Genomic DNA, 16,342 nt, shown 5'->3' on the forward strand with positions numbered 1-16,342 from the left:
CATTTTACTAATATGTTACTCTTCCACTTTAAACTGCTCGACTAATCTTTCTAAATCTCTCATATGTTCTGTCAAACTTTCCATCGTGTGAGCTACCTTTTCTAAATGATTCACCTGTGATTCCGTTGCAGCATGTACCTCTTCGGAAACAGCTGCACTTTCTTGACTCGTACCAGCAATTGTATGCATTACCGCTGTAATTTCTCCTTGCTCGTAACCTATGTTATGTACCTCTTCTACAATTTTTTCAACTGAAGTACTAATCGTATTTACAACTGACATAATTGTGCGGAACTCCATTTCTGCCTCTGTCGTCACTTTATTTTGCACATCTGCAATGTCTTTCAATTTACTTACAACTTCTACAACTCTTTTTACTTCTACTTGCACATCACCAATCATCGTTGTAATTTCTCCTGTTGCCTCTTTTGATTGTTCCGCTAATTTCCGAACCTCTTCAGCAACAACCGCAAATCCCTTACCTTGCTCACCTGCACGGGCAGCTTCAATCGAAGCATTTAAAGCAAGTAAATTTGTTTGATCCGAAATGCCTTTTATAAGCTCAACAACATTTTGAATCGATCCAACTCTTTGTTCTAACTTATCCGATGCTTCTTCTGTATGAACAACAATCGAAGATGATTGTCCCCTCGTACGGATTAAATTCCTCATTGTATTTAATCCTTGCTTAGATGCCTCTTCCGCTTTGCCAGCCACTCCTTTTATTTCACCAACGGAGCTATTCATTTGTTCCACTGACTCCGCCATATTCTCGAGCTGAGCTGAAACTTCATCCACACCATTCGCAAGAGTAGAGGCTCCTCCACTCACATCATCCATTGCTCCTGAAACTTCTCTACTAGCCGCTACTGTTTCATTCGTTAAGTAATGTAAACTATTCGTTGATTGTTGCACCGTTGATACGCTGTTTTTAATTTTACTTACCATTTCATTCATTTGTTCAACCATATCATTAAAGTGCTTAGTCAACTCTCCAACTTCATCTTTACTTGTCACTTTCATTCGCAGCGTTAAATCGCCTTCTGCTACTTTTTGCACGTGATTCTTTAATAGTTGCAGTGGTCTTGCTAATCTTCTTGAGAACAAGTAGGAAGCTACGATTCCAACTAATAAACTAATACATGCCATTATAATAACTGTATTCCTCGTACTATTTAATAACCCATCGATCGTTTCTTTCGGATAAAAGATTCCTATCGTCCATTTCATCGTATCAAATGATTGACTATAAACTACTACATCTTCACCTTTTATTGTACTGCCCGCATATTTTGTTACCTCTTTATTCAAGCTCTTTATAAGTGGCTCTTTAGAAACATCTTTTCCTATCTTTTCTGGATAAACAAGAGCCATATTTTTATCATTTATAATAAACATTTCTCCGTCATTATTGTATTGAATATTGTGAAGCAACTTCTGAATCGTCCCAAGCGATACATCCATCGCAACAACGCCTAATACAGATCCATCTTGAGCTGTAATTGCTTTAGAAACACCTACACTTAACTTTCCTGTTGCAATTTCATAAGAAGGTTGTCCCCAATGGACCTTTTTTACATCAGCCTCTGAATCTTTATACCATGGTCTTGTCGTTGGATCATATCCTTCTGGCACTTGCCCACCTTCAGCAAGATTGGCACTTAATGTTTTTTTATCTTTCGTACCAATATATAAATCTAAAATACCAGGATGATTCTTTTTATACTCTGCAAACTCTTTCGTTAAAAACGCTTCCTCTTCTGGAGTAACCCCACCTTGAAGCATATTACGAATCATCTCACTGTTCGCGTAATACCCCATATCTTCATCCGTTCTTTGAACAAATGTCGTAAGTTGCTCTGTCACAAGATCCATCGCATTTTGAGAATACTCGTCTAAGGAACGCACTTCCTTTTCTTTCTGTAATTGATACACAGCTGTACCCAATATTACGAACATCATAGAAATAAGTACTGAAAACACTACCGCAATTTTTAAACGTAAACTTCTTAACATCTTCCCCCCAGCATCCCCTTCGCATTAAATTGAAATCTTATTAATCATTATATTAAGTATAATAGATAAAATTAAAAAATTGAAATTAATTCTCACCTTAATACAATTAGAAAACGGACTACCACTTGTGCAAAAACAAATAGTTCATTATCCTTAAAATATAATCTCATTCGTTCGGAGGGAACTATGTTACAAAAATTCGGTTTCTCACAATATGAAAGCCAAGCTTATGAAGTTGTCGTATCAAGCAATGAACCATTAGATGCTACAACAATTGTGAAGCATTCAGGTGTTCCAAAAGCAAAAATATATGAAGTACTAGCACGCCTAATCGATAAAGGAATGGTAATGGATTCTGTTTCAGAAAAGAAAAAATTGTATACAGCATTACCACTAAAACTAGCAATTGAAAAATTAACGACAGAATTCCAATCAAATATTAAAGAACTGGAAACAAACATATCAAAAAAATCATTTACAGATGACCGTGTGTGGAGCTTAAAAATGCAATCTTCTATTCGAGTTCAAAGTAAAGAACTCATTGAAAGTGCACAAGAATCCATCCGTATTTCAGCTTGGAATGATACTCTTTTAGAATATCTCCCTTTACTAGAACAAAAAGCAAAACAAGGTGTTCAAATCGAATCTCTTATTGTTGGAGAAGTAGAAACAGACTTAGAAAACATGCATTTTCTAATCCCAGCTGAAGAGCCTAATGCATTAGAGCGCTACTTGCTACTCATCGTTGACGATCGTGAAATTTTATTTGCTGGCGTAGAACAAGAGTCATGGCAAGCGATGAAAACAATGTCACAACCTTTCGTAAAGTTCTTTACAGAATTTTTCTATCACGACGTTGCACTTGCAAAGATTACCCAGAAGCACCACGATCTCTTTATGAAAGATGAGGAAATTAAGAGTTTGTTAATGAAATTAAGATACTAATTAAATAATAAAAAGGAGTCTAGTTTTTCACTTAGACTCCTTTTTATTTTGTTCCTTTATCTCCATCAACAGCTCAATGATTTTCTCATTTTGCTCTATCTGTTTCTCTGAATTTTTATAGATGAAACGAACCCATCTAAAAACAATGATAACCACAAATAACGGCAATACTGTGAATATAAAACCAATAATTGAATAATCCATATACCATCACCTCGCTATATACCCTTTTCTCCATTTACCTACTAAAACCTGAAATTTTTTACAAATAAAAAAGAACCTATCAAACGATAGATTCTTCTTTCACGAACTGAGTAGAGCGTCCTCTCGTAATCGAGAAAATCGCGCAAAGCAGTGCTAATATAATAAAGCCACCACCTACCCAAGCATTATATATAACAGATGATTTTTCAATAACAACTCCACCTACTGTTGAACCAAGTGCAATTCCTAAATGAAGCGCAGAGTTATTTAAACCTTGCTGAATACCAGCTGATTCCGGTGCAATTTCAATTAAATAATTTTGCTGTGCTGGTGAAATCGCCCAGCTCAGCATACTCCAAAGTCCCATCATAATGATGAAGAGCGGGAATGAGAATGTCATTAATGGCAACATGAAGATTGCACATGCAAATACGATAATAATCGAGATAATACTTTTCTTCGATCCCCATTTATCAGCAAGCCATCCACCGAATCCGCCGCCAATTACTGCTGCGATTCCGAAAATGAAGTAAAACACACTAATCCAATTTGCTTCAACATGCATGACATCTTTTAAAAACGGTGTTAAATATGCATACAATGTTAAATGCCCCGTTAAAAACAAAAATGATGTTAACTGTGCACTTACAATTTTTTTATCTTTTAAAGTAGCAAGTTGTTCTTTTATTGATAATACCGATGTCGGTGGTACTTTCGTTAAGAACAATGAAATACAAGCTATTGCCATAACTGTTAATACAGAAATTAATACAAATGGTGCACGCCATCCGTATGCATTTCCGAGTACAAGACCAAGCGGTACTCCAAGTACAAGTGATCCACTAATTCCCATAAAAATGATTCCAATTGCACGCGCACGAAAATGCGGTTCTACTACACTAGAAGCAAGTGTTACCGATAGTGCAATAATTAATGAACCACTGGCCGCACAAATAACCCTTGAGAACATCAGCATTCCGTAATTCACACTAAATGCCGAAATAATATTTCCGATTAAGAAAATCGATAATGCTCCAACATACAATGTTTTTCTTTCAAACTTCCCTGTCAAAGCTAATAAAACTGGACCTGACAAAGCAAATACTACCGAAAATATTGTTATAAGCTGACCAGCTGCACTAATAGATACTCCTAAATCATTGGCAACTAAATCGAGCGTTCCTCCTATAATTAACTCAACCGTTCCGACTACGAAAGCCGCGATAGCTAAAATATAAACACGAAAATTCAAGTCTTTCCCCACACTTTCCATTTTGGTTACTACGATTATAGTAACCAAAATGGAAAGTGGACGCAAGTATAATTTTTTTACAGTAAAAAAGGTAAGCGTATTATACACCTACCTTTCCATCATTCTGTTTCTTTCTTCTTATTCAAGTACCAATACACCGGCAGTCCCGTAAATACAATTCCAATCGATAAGAAACAACTTACTGGATCGTTAATAATCGCACTACCAATTACAAATAACGAACCTAAAATCGCTACGATTGGTACGATTGGGAATAACGGTACACTATATGCACGCTCTTTATTCTTATTACGTTTTCTTAAAATGAAGACACCAATAAACGTCATTACATAGAAAATATAAATAATGAATACGGAAATCTCAGATAGCTTATTTGGATCACTAATAATCATTAAAATAATTCCTAAAATGATTTCAACAGTAATCGCATTTGCTGGTGTTTTAAATCTCGGACTTTCCTTTGCAATAAACTTAGAAAATGGAAGTTGTCCACGCTCTGCCATAGACATTGGGATACGTGGAAACGTTAAAATCTTTCCATTTAAACAGCCGAAAATAGAAACGATAATACCGATACTAATAATTTTCCCGCCATATTCTCCAAGTAACATACCCGCAGCTGTCGCTGTCGCATTTTCTCCAAGGTCTACAATTTTCGCTGCTGGTAATACATTTAATAACGCCAAGTTAATTAATACGTAAGCAGCAGTTACGATTAAAATCCCCACTGTCATTGCTTTCGGTAATAACTTTGTTGGATTCTTCATTTCTCCGCCAATCGAAGCAAGTAAAATCCATCCGTCATAAGCAAATAACGTTGCTAAAATTGCCATACCGATACTTTGATTTTCTGATATCGGCACTACTACGTTAAAGATATCGCTATTCCCTTTCCAAAAACCTAGCACGACAATTAATATGATCGGAATCATCTTCCCGATTGTCGTGATTGTTTGGACGATACCTCCGTATTTTGTTCCCATACTATTTATAACGCCAAGGAACACAACCGTTCCAATTGCAATTGGTAAATTCCACACTTTATCTAAATAGAAAAAATTAATCATTAAAGAACTAAAGTATAAACCTAATGTTCCGATAATAGCAGGTCCATAAACAATTGTTTGCATCCAACCTGATAAATATCCCCAAAAACTCCCGTAAATCTCCTCTAAATACGTATACAACCCACCATTTTTCGGGATTTGCGCTCCAATTTCAGCTACTGTTAAACCACTTGCTAGCGTCAACAGACCACCAATTACCCAAGCAAGAATGGCCATATTAGAACTCCCCGAGTAATCTAATACGCTCCCTGGTTTCATAAACACACCAGATCCAATAATCGTTCCTACTACGATAGAAAGTGCTACTGTTAAACCAATTTTGTTCTTCTCATCATGATGCATGCTGCGTATCCTCCTTCCAATCCTAGTGTGATGCAAAAATGAAATAAAAAAACACTCCTCCCTAAAAAAGGGACGAGTGTTGTATTCGTGGTTCCACCCTTGTTTCAATTCGTAAAGTAACACACTTCACCAATTTCTCAAGTCTAAATAACGGTTTTTGCCGGCAAGCAATTACTAGATGTTCGTTCACTGCTGCAGTTCAGAGGTGGTAATCCCATTTTTCCGTATTAGGAAGCTCACAGCCAAAGGCTTCCCTCTCTGAGAATCGTAAAAAATTGATCGTGTCCTCATCATCACTTCTTGATGTCGAATTTTGTAGTTATTGTTCATTATATTGAATTGTTAGAAAAAATCAATATATTTTTTTATATAACATAGGAAATATTTCTCTTCTTATATTATAACAGAAGGTACGACACTTCTCCATTTCCCTAAAAATGGTATAATCTATTTAGGAGGTGCACCAATAATGATTGCTGTCTTTTGTATCATCGCTACGTTTCTCTCTGTTCTATTCGCTATCATGCATCGGCACAAGTATCCTGGTTATAGCATTTTAGCGGTAGCTATTATACCAGCTGTTTCCTTCTACGTATTGGGTAAATATCAATATACGGAAGTGTTTATCGGTTTTGCAATCTTCTACTGCATCTTCGGATACATACTAACAATGAAAAGAATTTTATTGAATCATTAAAAGGGACCGATTTCTGCTGACAGAAATCGGTCCTCGCACGTACCTTCCGGTTGCCCACACGAAAGATACGACTTCATTCAATTATTTATCTTCTTTTTTCATAAAAAACTTATGGTGCGGTAAATCAATATTCAATGCCTCTAATTGTTTCTTTTCATTGTCTAAAATCGCTTTTGCTTTTATTTTTGTTGCTTCATCTAATCCCGCAAAGATATCTTCACGCTTCTCTTTCTCTGGAAGTTTCACACCTAATTTTGTTAATTCTTCTTTTGCTTGCTCATGCGTTAATTTTCCAGATTTCTTTTGCTCTAAAATTGACTTTGCTTTCTCTTTTGCCTGTTCATCTAAGTTAGCAAACATGTCTCCATGTTTATCTTTCTCCGGCATTTTCACGCCTAGCTTTGTTAATTCCTCTTTTGCTTGCTCATGCGTTAATTTTCCAGATTTCTTTTGCTCTAAAATCGCCTTCGCTTTCTCCTTCGCCTGTTCATCTAAGTTAGCAAACATGTCTCCACGCTTACCTTTCTCCGGCATTTTCACGCCTAGCTTTGTTAATTCCTCTTTTGCTTGTTCACGTGTTAGTTTTCCGGATTTCTCTTGCTCTAAAATGGACTTCGCTTTTTCTTTCGCCTGTTCATCTAATCCTGCAAACATGTCTTTACGCTTCTCTTTCTCTGGAAGCTTTACACCTAGTTCCTCTAACTGTTTCTTTGTATCGTCCATAATTGTTTTTAATTTTTGTTTTGTAGCGTCATCCAAATCCTTTTTCGCCGTTTTTGCAGGCTGATCCACTGCTGGAGTATTCGTTGCCGCGAATGCCGGAATGCCGACTCCTCCAATGATTCCGAATGATAACGCACCTGCAATCGCTAAATACCCAACTGTTTTCTTCTTCATAGGAAATTTCCTCCTTCATATTTCTAATGCATGTACACTTTCGTATACAATGCCTATAGTAATGCCGGTTTCTTAACATTTCCTTAACGACTTAACAAAAAAACACCGCTCGTAATGAGCGGTGTTTCTCTATGCTTTTTGTAATTGTAACTCTTCACGTTCCATTATTTTTCTTAATACAATTGTTTGTGTCATTGTAAATAAGTTACCTGTTATCCAGTACAACACAAGTCCTGATGGCGCCGCAAACCCCATAAATAGAATCATTGCCGGCATCATAATTTGCTGCATCTTTAGCATCTGTACTTGTTCTCCAGATGTAATATTCGATTGGAAAACTTTCATCTGAATAAATGTCGTTAACGCTGCAATAATCGGTAATATATGATATGGATCTGCATGTCCTAGGTTCACCCATAAAAACGAAGATGTGCGAATCTCTTCCGTTCTGCTAATCGCATAATACAAAGCAGAGAAAATCGGCATTTGTATTAATAATGGCCAGCAACCAGCAAGTGGATTCCAACCGCCTGATTTCATTAGTTCTGACATTTCTTTTTGATACTGCTTTTGTTTTTCAAGGTCTTTGCTTACATCACCGTACTTTTTCTTTAGCTTCTGCAGTTCAGGTTGCATTTTCTTCATTTTCGCTTGACTGCGATATTGCGAAACAGCTAATGGAATCATTGCTGAACGAATAACGAGCGTCATAATAATGATGGCAATCCCAAAGCTAGCTCCAGGTATATGATGAGCGACAAATTGAATCATAAACGAGATTGGATATACAAAATAATGATCCCAAATCCCAGTACTATGTGCATCAATTGGGGCTGCATTACTGCAACCAGATAAAACAAAAACAAATAATAATGATAAACTAACGAGCACAGCTCGGTATGATTTTAACATGTTCATTCCTCCAATGTTTCGTAATTATTTAGCGAAACATTGGTGTATACGGACCGACCTCGTCATTCTCTTCACTTGATTCTTGTCTGCGTACAGAACGAATCATTCCATATTTATAAAAAATAGAAAATAGCGGTACATTTCCCGCACTATCTTCACATGTATCAACTAGCGCAAAAGCTCTTTGTCTACCGCTTGATGCTTGTTGACGCACAAAGCGAGAAACATTAGCAAGGAAGAAAACTTCTAATAAACAAAGTGCCGTCGTTACAAACGATATATATAGAATTGCATCCTGCAATAAAAATTCCATCGCTTCACATCCTTAATAAGGTCATTTTAGCACATTAGGCAAACATTCTCTATTTCCTTTTATTTTCAAAAAAAGTATTTTGCATATTTTCTCAAGAAAATAATAATTAAGAAACGTTGTATTCGCTTTCTTTAGTATATTCACGCACCTCAATGAATAGGCTTGATTTATTAGAAATTTATAAAATTTTTGCATTATAATAAAACTATTGCCAGTTTTTGAAAAAACCTTTATTCTCTTCTTGTAATCAAAAATGAATATGGAGATGAAACATACTATGGGTCAACTAGGAGACGCCGATTACGTTCCCGACACCGCCTTTTTATCCTTCCCAGCAGCTAAAACATTTCACTTAGAATTTATGATACAGTTGGTTGTTATTTTTATAGCTTCTATTTTGTATGCAATTTCTATGAATATGTTTTTTATCCCGCATAACATGATTAGCGGTGGATTCGCTGGTGTAGGGATGATTATCGGTTATTTAATGCACTACAATATCGGTGCACTTATCTTTTTACTAAACATTCCTCTTCTTATTTTAAGTCACTTTTACTTAGGCAAGAAGACAACCTTTTTAACAGCTTACTTTGTAGCTGTATCATCGTTAGCGATGAACATTATCCCTGTACACCAGGTTTCAGACGATATTTTACTATCTTCTGTATTCGGTGGTGTAATCTGCGGAGCAGCTTCTGGAATCATATTCCGATTTGCTTCTTCAACAGGTGGCTTTGATGTTGTTGGATTGATTGTAGCGAAACATCGAGATATTTCAATTGGAGCAATCATCTTTGTATTCAACTTAGTCTTACTTGTTGCAGCAGGTTTTATTTTCGGATGGGATATTACACTTTATACGTTAATTAGCCGGTTTGTAGTCAGCAAAGTTATCGATGCTGTGCATACGAAACATATTAAATTAACGATAATGACAGTTACAGAAAAAGGTGAGGAAATAAAAAGCGCACTACTACATCACGGCATACGCGGGGTGACAATGGTAGACGCTGTCGGCGGCTATACAAACCATAAGAAAAAAATGATTTACACTGTCGTGACTCGCTATGAGTTAGGCGAAATGAAACGTATTATCCGTCAAGTGGATAACAAAGCATTTATGAACATTACTGAAACAGTTGAAATTGTCGGCCGTTTCAAACGCATATAAAAAAGGGTAATAAATTAAAGGGCATAACATATTAGTCATATATAATATGTTATGCCCTTTGTTATTCAACTCACGTACCTTTTAGCATAATAAAATCACTAAGTTTATTACTACAAATCGGAGGATAGCATCCCATATACAATACTATCTGTCCATTCATCTTTATTCCAAAAATCTTGTATGAAATGGGCTTCCTTTCTCATGCCTATTCGTTCACACAATTTTTGTGAAGCTGTATTACGTGCATCAAGATTAGCCTGTATACGATGTACATTAAATTCATTAAATAATTTCAATACCAAACTACTTACTGCTTCTGTCGCCAAACCTCTCCCAGCTACTTCATTTGAAAAACTATAACCAATCTCAACAGTGTCTTTCATATTTGTGTACCATACGGATAAATCACCAACTACTTTAGTTTTGTATATAACTGCCAAACTTAATATTGATTCTTTAGTAAGTACATTATTTGCTAGCTTCTTATTAAATCTTTTCTGCATGTCTTCATGAGTCCACTTATTATGTAATAGGAACTTACATGTATCATCACTATTATAAATAACAAATACATCCTGTAAATCAGTACTCTTAAAAGGTCTAATTATTAATCTTTCTGTTGTGAACTCCAAGTTAGCTCTCCTCCCTTACATTCATACTATAAAATATTTTTTATAGTATTTAAGCCTCCTTCTTAGATCTCACCTTTATTACATATTTCATCATAATAAATTAAAATCCTTCTTCCACTAAACTGCACCGTTAATGGTATTTCCTTGCGCTTTTTATTTTTTACACTTATTACAAAATCAGATAATTCTATTATTATGTCTCTAAATGTGTTATAATGAAAGCAGACTCACAAAAAAAGAGTATATAGACTTGGAAGTTTCTCTTATTTTACAAGCAAAAAGAAACGAGCAGTCGGGTATATTTCAGACACCATACACGTAACGGTTTAAACAACCGATCATCTTAGTTACTCTTCAATGATCTTTTTATAAAAAGATACGTACAATTAAAACTCACTTCAATATACTATACCTACCTTTTTGACTTCCAAATCATCTTATTACATAAGGAGATGAACATATGAATCAATATATACGATATACAATAGCTGTCCTGTTTGCTATTATCGGCGGAACAATCTGCTTCTGGACAAACACACAGCTTGGAGAGAATATCATTTTTAATGGAATCGAAACACTTGTAAGCGCTTCAATTTTAGGTGGATACATTTACTTCCTCTTCAATCCAGAAGAAAATGCTCAAAAAACAATGTTATTAACAATGATCGGAATCGTTGGTGGATGTATTTCCTACTCAATGACAAACTATACATTACCACTTCAATTAAGCTCAGCTTTCTTCCACGGTCTATGGACTTGGTTCATTGCATTCTGCCTAGCAGACGTATTCAACCTATTACAAGACAATGAAGAAGATAGCGGTCGCCAAATCGAAAGTAACTCTTAAGCTGGAAGATACTCTTCCAGCTTTTTTATGTTGGTTTGCATATCCCCGCATCACGATAAAAAGAAGTTACCCTCACGGCAACTTCTTTTCCATATACCCCACTTCGTATTCACTAAAATATATCAACGATTTTTCAAATATATCGATCGTTTCTCCACTTATATCAACGATTTTTTCATTATATCAACGCTTCGACACAAGATATCGATTTACCGACAACCTTCGACACTCAAAACTCACAACATACCCTATCCCCCAAGCAACTTACTGCCGAACTCTACGATTAAAAAGATAATTAATAGGATCGCGAGTATCTTTAATGCTACATATGCCACTTTAAAAACAACATAAATGAGCAAGACTATCAAAATAATTGATAAGATTTCCATATTTACTTCCTCCAAGCTTTGCTCTTCTTATCTCATTTTACTCGCCCTAGGCTGTTTATGGAACGGCATAAGATGACATATAAAAAAGAGGATACCTCACCCATCGTAAGATACCCTCTCTTTCAGCTGCTTAAACCATTCTCTTTCTAATTGTAAATATCCCATCTCACTCTTCTCGGCGCTCTTTAATTCTTGATCAGCTTTCTTCATATAAGTACGGGACGCTTCCATATTGCCCTCTACATATTTAATAATTCCTTGTGTACGGTAATATCCACTTAGGTCCATTTTTGTAATAGCCTTTGCATGTTCCTTTGCTTCTTGCAAAGAAAGACTATCCATCTGATAAAGGGCTTTATATAAAAGATACCAACTATGAAAACTACTAACGAAAAACTTATTTTCTTTCGTTACAGGTAGTTGAACAATTCGTTCTATATACGGTATCGCTCTTTCCATTCCCTCTTGATCTGCACGAGCAAAAAAGACGAGCATAAGTCTACTCATTATCTCTCTTATCCCTTTATTCTCTTTTATTTTCTCCTCACTCAATTCTACTAATCTTTCATCCCAATCTTTCGGTCTTTTATAACTAAATAACTCACTCGATATTTGAATCTCATATAAGTGATTTCTAGCTCTTTCATCATCTTTAATTAAAATAAGAAATTGCATCCCATCACTCATAAGCATTCCTTTTATCGGCGCAATTGTAACCGCAAAGATTGCAAAATGGAAAAAGGAAAAATATAAAAGATATTGATAATAACTCACCATGTATATGTAACCGGAAGTAATACCAAATAGTAAACTCGTAATCGGTCCACCTAAAGTGAGCCACGCCCACTTTTTCGAAAGATTCGGTGTCTCTATAGAAGGTGGTACTAGTGTTGCAACGCCTCCAAAGTACGCCCATAATTTATTTTCTCGAATGCGTAATTTTCCCTTTTCTTTTTGAATAGTAATGGGTCCTACTGTCATAAATTTAAATGTTAAACCACCTATTACACCAAATACTACATGTCCTAGCTCATGAATGGCTAACACTAACAATGAAATTCCAACTATTGCCCATAGGTTCAAAATTACTTCTAATTTCCCAGTTCGGATTACTCCGTATAAAATGGACAGAATTAGCGCCACTGTCATTGAGCCAGCTGGCCTTCTTAAAATATCCACCTTTTTCTCCCCTTAATAAATCATTTTTCTCTGCATTTCGTACATGAACTTCCCGAGATGCAATATCCAAATAAATGAGATTAAACCAATTAACACAAAATCGATATCACTAGCAGCTGTATATATAACGGCAGCCCACCATACATATGCCAATATTGTATTCGTAAATTCATACGCTTTATATCCAGCCTCATGCACAATGTGCTTTAATCCTTCATCTGCATTTTTCGTCCACATTTTCATAGATTCCATATACGTTACACCTTGTTCAGGATATAGCTTGTTATAACGATTTTTTGTTATGAGTCCGATAGTTACTACAGTAGTTAAACAAACAATAGAAGCTACTAAATTCCACACCGCAAATGAAACATTTGTATCCTGCAACAGTGCACGTCTACATGTAATAACTGCATATACAAACCATGCCTGCGTAACTATATCACCTACACGTAAATATATACTTATAATGCCTAATTTTCTACCTTGTACGCTCTCTTCTTCATCGCGTGCCTCTGCTAACATACGTGTATTCTTCCAAGTATAGTACATCATTAAGATTCCAAAAATAGTACATATACCTATAAATGTATTAGATGATAATTTTCTCGGTTCATCCGAGAGTAAATTTAAAGCTATATAAGACGTTAAAAAGCCACCCATCATACTTACTGCTATTTTCCCCACAGAATCAAATTGTTTTTTTCGCTTACTCTTCATCGTCCTCTTCCCCCTCTACTAACGTAAATATTTCCTCCACTGGTACATTGAAAATTTGCGCGATTTTTAAAGACAATACAATAGATGGTGCATAATCCCCACGTTCAATTAAACTAATCGTTTGCCGTGATGATCCAATTACTTTTCCTAAATCCCCTTGTGATAAACGATGCTTTGCTCGCAATTCCCTCACTCGATTTTGAAGCTTCATGTCTTCCCTCTTTTTCATTTATTTAATTAAAATTGTAAATAATATCCTTATTTTTGTCAATTATAATTGTCATTACGACTATAATAATTGACAAGATACTTATTTCTTATCCTGTATCAAATTCCTATAAAGAATGTAAAATGTGCATTAAACATAGTCTTAACAATAAAATAAAAAAGGCAGTGCTTTTGCACTGCCTTCCTAAATTCTGACATAGAATGGATTTCATATTAGCTTGCGTTTTGTAGTAATACTCGTTTTAACTGCTTACGGAAACGAATACCTAACGTAACCGCTACAATCACAATAACTCCAAAAATGATTTTACCGATATGACCTTCTAGCACTCCAAATATATCATGTAAATTTCCACCTAACCAGTAACCACCGATTAAGAAGAATGATACCCAAAATAGAGCGCCTGAATAAATTGTAATGGCAAAACGACGGAATGGTAAATTAATAATTCCTGCAAAGTATCCTGTGAAATGACGTACACCAGGAATAAAGAAACCAATAAAAATTAGGAAGTACCCATACTTATCAAACCACATTCTCGTTAAGTCAATTTTTCTTTGTGTCAAAAATACGTATTTCCCATACTTTTGAATGAAAGGCATACCTAATTTATTTCCTAAAAAGTATTGAATCGTCATTCCTACACTTGTCCCAATAAAGGATAGAATGATTAAAATCGGTAAACTTAAATCACCCTTATGTGCTAAAAATCCCGCATATGCTAGCGTTGGCTCTCCCGGAAACGGAAGTGCAATATATTCTAACAGCAAGCCGACAAGTACAACATAATACCCGTATTGCTGAAATAATTCATGAATCCATTCCATGTCATCTCTCCTTTCAATCACGTACAACTTCTTACTATTATTGTATAAAAAAATTGTCGAAATAACTATCACAATAGCTTACATTTTTATTACATTTTTGTAAGGGTCACACTAATGATTTCCGTTCTTTATTAAGTAGCTAAAAGCATTTTTCAAGTCGAAATAACAAAAAGACGCATTAATAATATGCAAATTTTATCCATTTTTTAACACTGAAAAACCTTTCTTATTTTGTTCTCAATAAAAAACCACCACAAACTCATGCTAACTTCATATTAGCTTCATATACGTATTGTAAGATTATATCGGAATTTGTTGAAAAATTTAACTAATATATGACTAAGCATTAATTTGAATAAATATAAGTCGTTTTTCGAAATTGAAAAAAGGGTGAATACGAAATGGAAGCATATAAAATGCACGATTTTATTAATACAAATGTTGAATCTCATCAAAATGAAACCGTTTTTAATTTACACATATGTGAAACAAGTGAATTTGACGTAAGTTTAACAAAATCTACAACACTATCTTTTATCGTTTCAAAAAAGAATATTAAAATTGTCACGAAAAAATGGACTAACTCAAACCAAGAAAGCATGATTGGCAAAAGCTACATCATTCCAACGAAAGCTTTTCACTATTTCTTACCAATTATTTCTGAAAATGAAGATGAGCTAAATATTCAAGTTCAAAGTTTTGGACTACGTGGTGAGCTTTTATTGAACGAAAGATTACTTATTGATAAAAACAACAAACACAACAGCAAAATCACTACATTCTTTGAAACATTAGATGAAAATGTAAATAAAGCATTACGAGGATTACAACTTCATTGTATGTAAGACTATTACGATAGTAAAAGGAGAATAACAATGAAAAAATTATTATTAAGCGCACTATTATCATTAGGATTTTTAACTCTTCCATTCGCTAGCGCAGAGGCCGCTACAACGAAAGATCAATTAATTGTAGACACTCAGTTAAATAAAATGGATTATTATCAGGATGGAAAATTTATAAAAAGTTTTACTGTCGCTACTGGAAAAGCTGCAACGCCTACACCTAAAGGCACTTTTCAAATCGTAAATAAAATTAAAAACCGCCCTTATTATACAGGCAAAATTAAAGGCGGGGATCCACGTAATCCACTTGGTGACCGTTGGCTTGGATTAAATATGGCAGGAACTTACGGAACAACTTATGCGATTCACGGAACTAACAATAATCAAGCAATCGGCAAATGGACAACACTTGGTTGTATTCGTATGTATAATAATGATATACACTGGTTATTTGAGCGCGTTCAGCAGCAAGCTACTGTCACTGTCAAATAGCCTAAAAACAAGATTTATGTGTAGCCAAGAATTTTATGTCTTGGCTTATTTTATTTATTCATTTACAGTAGCAAAACAACTGTATTTACATATATAATAGGAATAGATTTGATTAGCTAATATCTAAACATTGATAAACGTAGATATTAAAATTATACAGTTATAATGTTTTATAAATTTTATAATACATACTATAATAGAACTACTGTAATTCTGAACTATTCAGTAACACTAAACTATTCCCCTTGCTACCTTCATGATTATTTTATAGCGGGGGCTTATTATATGTATAAACAATCTGAGTCACTCGAAAAATGATGAATTCGAATATTGCAGTAAAAAGCG

Annotated in this window: 19 protein-coding genes and 1 other annotated feature; of the genes, 6 read left to right on the top strand and 13 right to left on the bottom strand. The window is 35.0% G+C overall.

Annotation, left to right across the window (positions count from 1 at the left end; translation table 11 throughout):
* Positions 1 to 15 precede the first annotated feature (15 nt).
* The gene (locus tag OXT04_RS22260) at positions 16 to 2,016 is read right to left on the bottom strand and encodes a methyl-accepting chemotaxis protein (RefSeq protein ID WP_000946362.1); all 2,001 of its coding nucleotides are present in this window, start codon (positions 2,014 to 2,016) and stop codon (positions 16 to 18) included.
* A gap of 186 nt (positions 2,017 to 2,202) precedes the next feature.
* On the opposite strand from OXT04_RS22260, the gene OXT04_RS22265 reads away from it, so the two are divergent.
* On the top strand, positions 2,203 to 2,961 hold the full coding sequence (locus tag OXT04_RS22265) for a TrmB family transcriptional regulator (RefSeq protein WP_053563419.1): 759 nt from the start codon (positions 2,203 to 2,205) through the stop codon (positions 2,959 to 2,961).
* Positions 2,962 to 2,988: 27 nt separating this feature from the next.
* Here OXT04_RS22265 and OXT04_RS22270 read toward each other — a convergent pair whose 3' ends face one another.
* The 3 genes from OXT04_RS22270 to OXT04_RS22280 form a co-directional block, all read right to left on the bottom strand.
* Entirely contained in the window at positions 2,989 to 3,165 is a 177-nt protein-coding gene (locus tag OXT04_RS22270; protein ID WP_098312696.1) for a hypothetical protein, read from the bottom strand.
* Positions 3,166 to 3,244: 79 nt separating this feature from the next.
* Positions 3,245 to 4,525, bottom strand: coding sequence for an MFS transporter (locus OXT04_RS22275; protein WP_267417663.1), 1,281 nt, complete (start codon positions 4,523 to 4,525; stop codon positions 3,245 to 3,247).
* A gap of 11 nt (positions 4,526 to 4,536) precedes the next feature.
* Positions 4,537 to 5,847 carry an APC family permease gene (locus OXT04_RS22280; RefSeq protein WP_000546309.1) on the bottom strand — a complete coding sequence of 437 codons (1,311 nt, stop codon included), beginning with the start codon at positions 5,845 to 5,847 and terminating at the stop codon, positions 4,537 to 4,539.
* Between the two features lie 65 nt (positions 5,848 to 5,912).
* Positions 5,913 to 6,150, bottom strand: a binding site (T-box leader).
* A 166-nt stretch (positions 6,151 to 6,316) separates the two neighbouring features.
* Between OXT04_RS22280 and OXT04_RS22285 the strand changes: the two genes are divergently transcribed.
* On the top strand, positions 6,317 to 6,544 hold the full coding sequence (locus OXT04_RS22285) for a hypothetical protein (RefSeq protein WP_000562237.1): 228 nt from the start codon (positions 6,317 to 6,319) through the stop codon (positions 6,542 to 6,544).
* A gap of 81 nt (positions 6,545 to 6,625) precedes the next feature.
* Here the strand turns inward: OXT04_RS22285 and OXT04_RS22290 are convergent, their stop codons facing one another.
* The 3 genes from OXT04_RS22290 to OXT04_RS22300 form a co-directional block, all read right to left on the bottom strand.
* Positions 6,626 to 7,441, bottom strand: coding sequence for a hypothetical protein (locus OXT04_RS22290; protein ID WP_267417667.1), 816 nt, complete (start codon positions 7,439 to 7,441; stop codon positions 6,626 to 6,628).
* A gap of 129 nt (positions 7,442 to 7,570) precedes the next feature.
* Positions 7,571 to 8,353, bottom strand: a complete 783-nt coding sequence (yidC, locus tag OXT04_RS22295; RefSeq protein ID WP_000920525.1) for a membrane protein insertase YidC — start codon at positions 8,351 to 8,353, stop codon at positions 7,571 to 7,573.
* A gap of 28 nt (positions 8,354 to 8,381) precedes the next feature.
* Positions 8,382 to 8,666 carry a hypothetical protein gene (locus OXT04_RS22300; RefSeq protein WP_000394930.1) on the bottom strand — a complete coding sequence of 95 codons (285 nt, stop codon included), beginning with the start codon at positions 8,664 to 8,666 and terminating at the stop codon, positions 8,382 to 8,384.
* Positions 8,667 to 8,943: 277 nt separating this feature from the next.
* Here OXT04_RS22300 and OXT04_RS22305 point away from each other — a divergent pair, with 277 nt between their 5' ends.
* Positions 8,944 to 9,837 (top strand): YitT family protein, encoded by an 894-nt coding sequence (locus OXT04_RS22305; RefSeq protein WP_000530043.1) that lies wholly within the window; start codon positions 8,944 to 8,946, stop codon positions 9,835 to 9,837.
* A 110-nt stretch (positions 9,838 to 9,947) separates the two neighbouring features.
* On the opposite strand, the gene OXT04_RS22310 is transcribed toward OXT04_RS22305, so the two are convergent.
* Entirely contained in the window at positions 9,948 to 10,469 is a 522-nt protein-coding gene (locus OXT04_RS22310) for a GNAT family N-acetyltransferase (protein WP_000397315.1), read from the bottom strand.
* 460 nt (positions 10,470 to 10,929) lie between these two features.
* Here OXT04_RS22310 and OXT04_RS22315 point away from each other — a divergent pair, with 460 nt between their 5' ends.
* Positions 10,930 to 11,316 (top strand): DUF3938 domain-containing protein, encoded by a 387-nt coding sequence (locus OXT04_RS22315; RefSeq protein ID WP_001077773.1) that lies wholly within the window; start codon positions 10,930 to 10,932, stop codon positions 11,314 to 11,316.
* 248 nt (positions 11,317 to 11,564) lie between these two features.
* Here OXT04_RS22315 and OXT04_RS22320 read toward each other — a convergent pair whose 3' ends face one another.
* The 5 genes from OXT04_RS22320 to OXT04_RS22340 form a co-directional block, all read right to left on the bottom strand.
* A complete protein-coding gene (locus tag OXT04_RS22320) occupies positions 11,565 to 11,705 on the bottom strand; it encodes a DUF3985 family protein (RefSeq protein ID WP_000404758.1) in 141 nt (46 codons plus the stop codon).
* Positions 11,706 to 11,801: 96 nt separating this feature from the next.
* The gene (locus tag OXT04_RS22325; RefSeq protein WP_141550717.1) at positions 11,802 to 12,854 is read right to left on the bottom strand and encodes a zinc metalloprotease; all 1,053 of its coding nucleotides are present in this window, start codon (positions 12,852 to 12,854) and stop codon (positions 11,802 to 11,804) included.
* Between the two features lie 42 nt (positions 12,855 to 12,896).
* Positions 12,897 to 13,604 carry a DUF3169 family protein gene (locus tag OXT04_RS22330; protein ID WP_000837721.1) on the bottom strand — a complete coding sequence of 236 codons (708 nt, stop codon included), beginning with the start codon at positions 13,602 to 13,604 and terminating at the stop codon, positions 12,897 to 12,899.
* Positions 13,594 to 13,815: a helix-turn-helix transcriptional regulator gene (locus OXT04_RS22335; protein ID WP_000776173.1), complete on the bottom strand. Its 222-nt coding sequence runs from the start codon at positions 13,813 to 13,815 to the stop codon at positions 13,594 to 13,596. Before OXT04_RS22335 ends, OXT04_RS22330 begins: the two co-directional genes overlap by 11 nt.
* Before the next feature lie 230 nt (positions 13,816 to 14,045).
* Complete coding sequence (locus OXT04_RS22340) at positions 14,046 to 14,660, bottom strand: DedA family protein (protein ID WP_000454754.1); 615 nt, start codon at positions 14,658 to 14,660, stop codon at positions 14,046 to 14,048.
* Positions 14,661 to 15,061: 401 nt separating this feature from the next.
* On the opposite strand from OXT04_RS22340, the gene OXT04_RS22345 reads away from it, so the two are divergent.
* Entirely contained in the window at positions 15,062 to 15,505 is a 444-nt protein-coding gene (locus tag OXT04_RS22345; RefSeq protein WP_000388762.1) for a DUF3978 family protein, read from the top strand.
* Positions 15,506 to 15,535: 30 nt separating this feature from the next.
* Positions 15,536 to 15,997, top strand: coding sequence for a L,D-transpeptidase (locus OXT04_RS22350; RefSeq protein ID WP_000735058.1), 462 nt, complete (start codon positions 15,536 to 15,538; stop codon positions 15,995 to 15,997).
* Positions 15,998 to 16,342 lie beyond the last annotated feature (345 nt).

Source organism: Bacillus sp. GC_Bacil_1 (genome assembly GCF_026540675.1).
Taxonomy (GTDB): Bacteria; Bacillota; Bacilli; order Bacillales; family Bacillaceae_G; genus Bacillus_A; species Bacillus_A cereus.

Bases quoted from the DNA above. Each gene is read 5' to 3' on its own strand.
- OXT04_RS22260 (WP_000946362.1), bottom strand. From the start codon at position 2,016: ATGTTAAGAAGTTTACGTTTAAAAATTGCGGTAGTGTTTTCAGTACTT.
- OXT04_RS22265 (WP_053563419.1), top strand. From the start codon at position 2,203: ATGTTACAAAAATTCGGTTTCTCACAATATGAAAGCCAAGCTTATGAA.
- OXT04_RS22270 (WP_098312696.1), bottom strand. From the start codon at position 3,165: ATGGATTATTCAATTATTGGTTTTATATTCACAGTATTGCCGTTATTT.
- OXT04_RS22280 (WP_000546309.1), bottom strand. From the start codon at position 5,847: ATGCATCATGATGAGAAGAACAAAATTGGTTTAACAGTAGCACTTTCT.
- OXT04_RS22285 (WP_000562237.1), top strand. From the start codon at position 6,317: ATGATTGCTGTCTTTTGTATCATCGCTACGTTTCTCTCTGTTCTATTC.
- OXT04_RS22290 (WP_267417667.1), bottom strand. From the start codon at position 7,441: ATGAAGAAGAAAACAGTTGGGTATTTAGCGATTGCAGGTGCGTTATCA.
- yidC (WP_000920525.1), bottom strand. From the start codon at position 8,353: ATGTTAAAATCATACCGAGCTGTGCTCGTTAGTTTATCATTATTATTT.
- OXT04_RS22300 (WP_000394930.1), bottom strand. From the start codon at position 8,666: ATGGAATTTTTATTGCAGGATGCAATTCTATATATATCGTTTGTAACG.
- OXT04_RS22305 (WP_000530043.1), top strand. From the start codon at position 8,944: ATGGGTCAACTAGGAGACGCCGATTACGTTCCCGACACCGCCTTTTTA.
- OXT04_RS22315 (WP_001077773.1), top strand. From the start codon at position 10,930: ATGAATCAATATATACGATATACAATAGCTGTCCTGTTTGCTATTATC.
- OXT04_RS22320 (WP_000404758.1), bottom strand. From the start codon at position 11,705: ATGGAAATCTTATCAATTATTTTGATAGTCTTGCTCATTTATGTTGTT.
- OXT04_RS22325 (WP_141550717.1), bottom strand. From the start codon at position 12,854: ATGACAGTGGCGCTAATTCTGTCCATTTTATACGGAGTAATCCGAACT.
- OXT04_RS22330 (WP_000837721.1), bottom strand. From the start codon at position 13,604: ATGAAGAGTAAGCGAAAAAAACAATTTGATTCTGTGGGGAAAATAGCA.
- OXT04_RS22335 (WP_000776173.1), bottom strand. From the start codon at position 13,815: ATGAAGCTTCAAAATCGAGTGAGGGAATTGCGAGCAAAGCATCGTTTA.
- OXT04_RS22340 (WP_000454754.1), bottom strand. From the start codon at position 14,660: ATGGAATGGATTCATGAATTATTTCAGCAATACGGGTATTATGTTGTA.
- OXT04_RS22345 (WP_000388762.1), top strand. From the start codon at position 15,062: ATGGAAGCATATAAAATGCACGATTTTATTAATACAAATGTTGAATCT.
- OXT04_RS22350 (WP_000735058.1), top strand. From the start codon at position 15,536: ATGAAAAAATTATTATTAAGCGCACTATTATCATTAGGATTTTTAACT.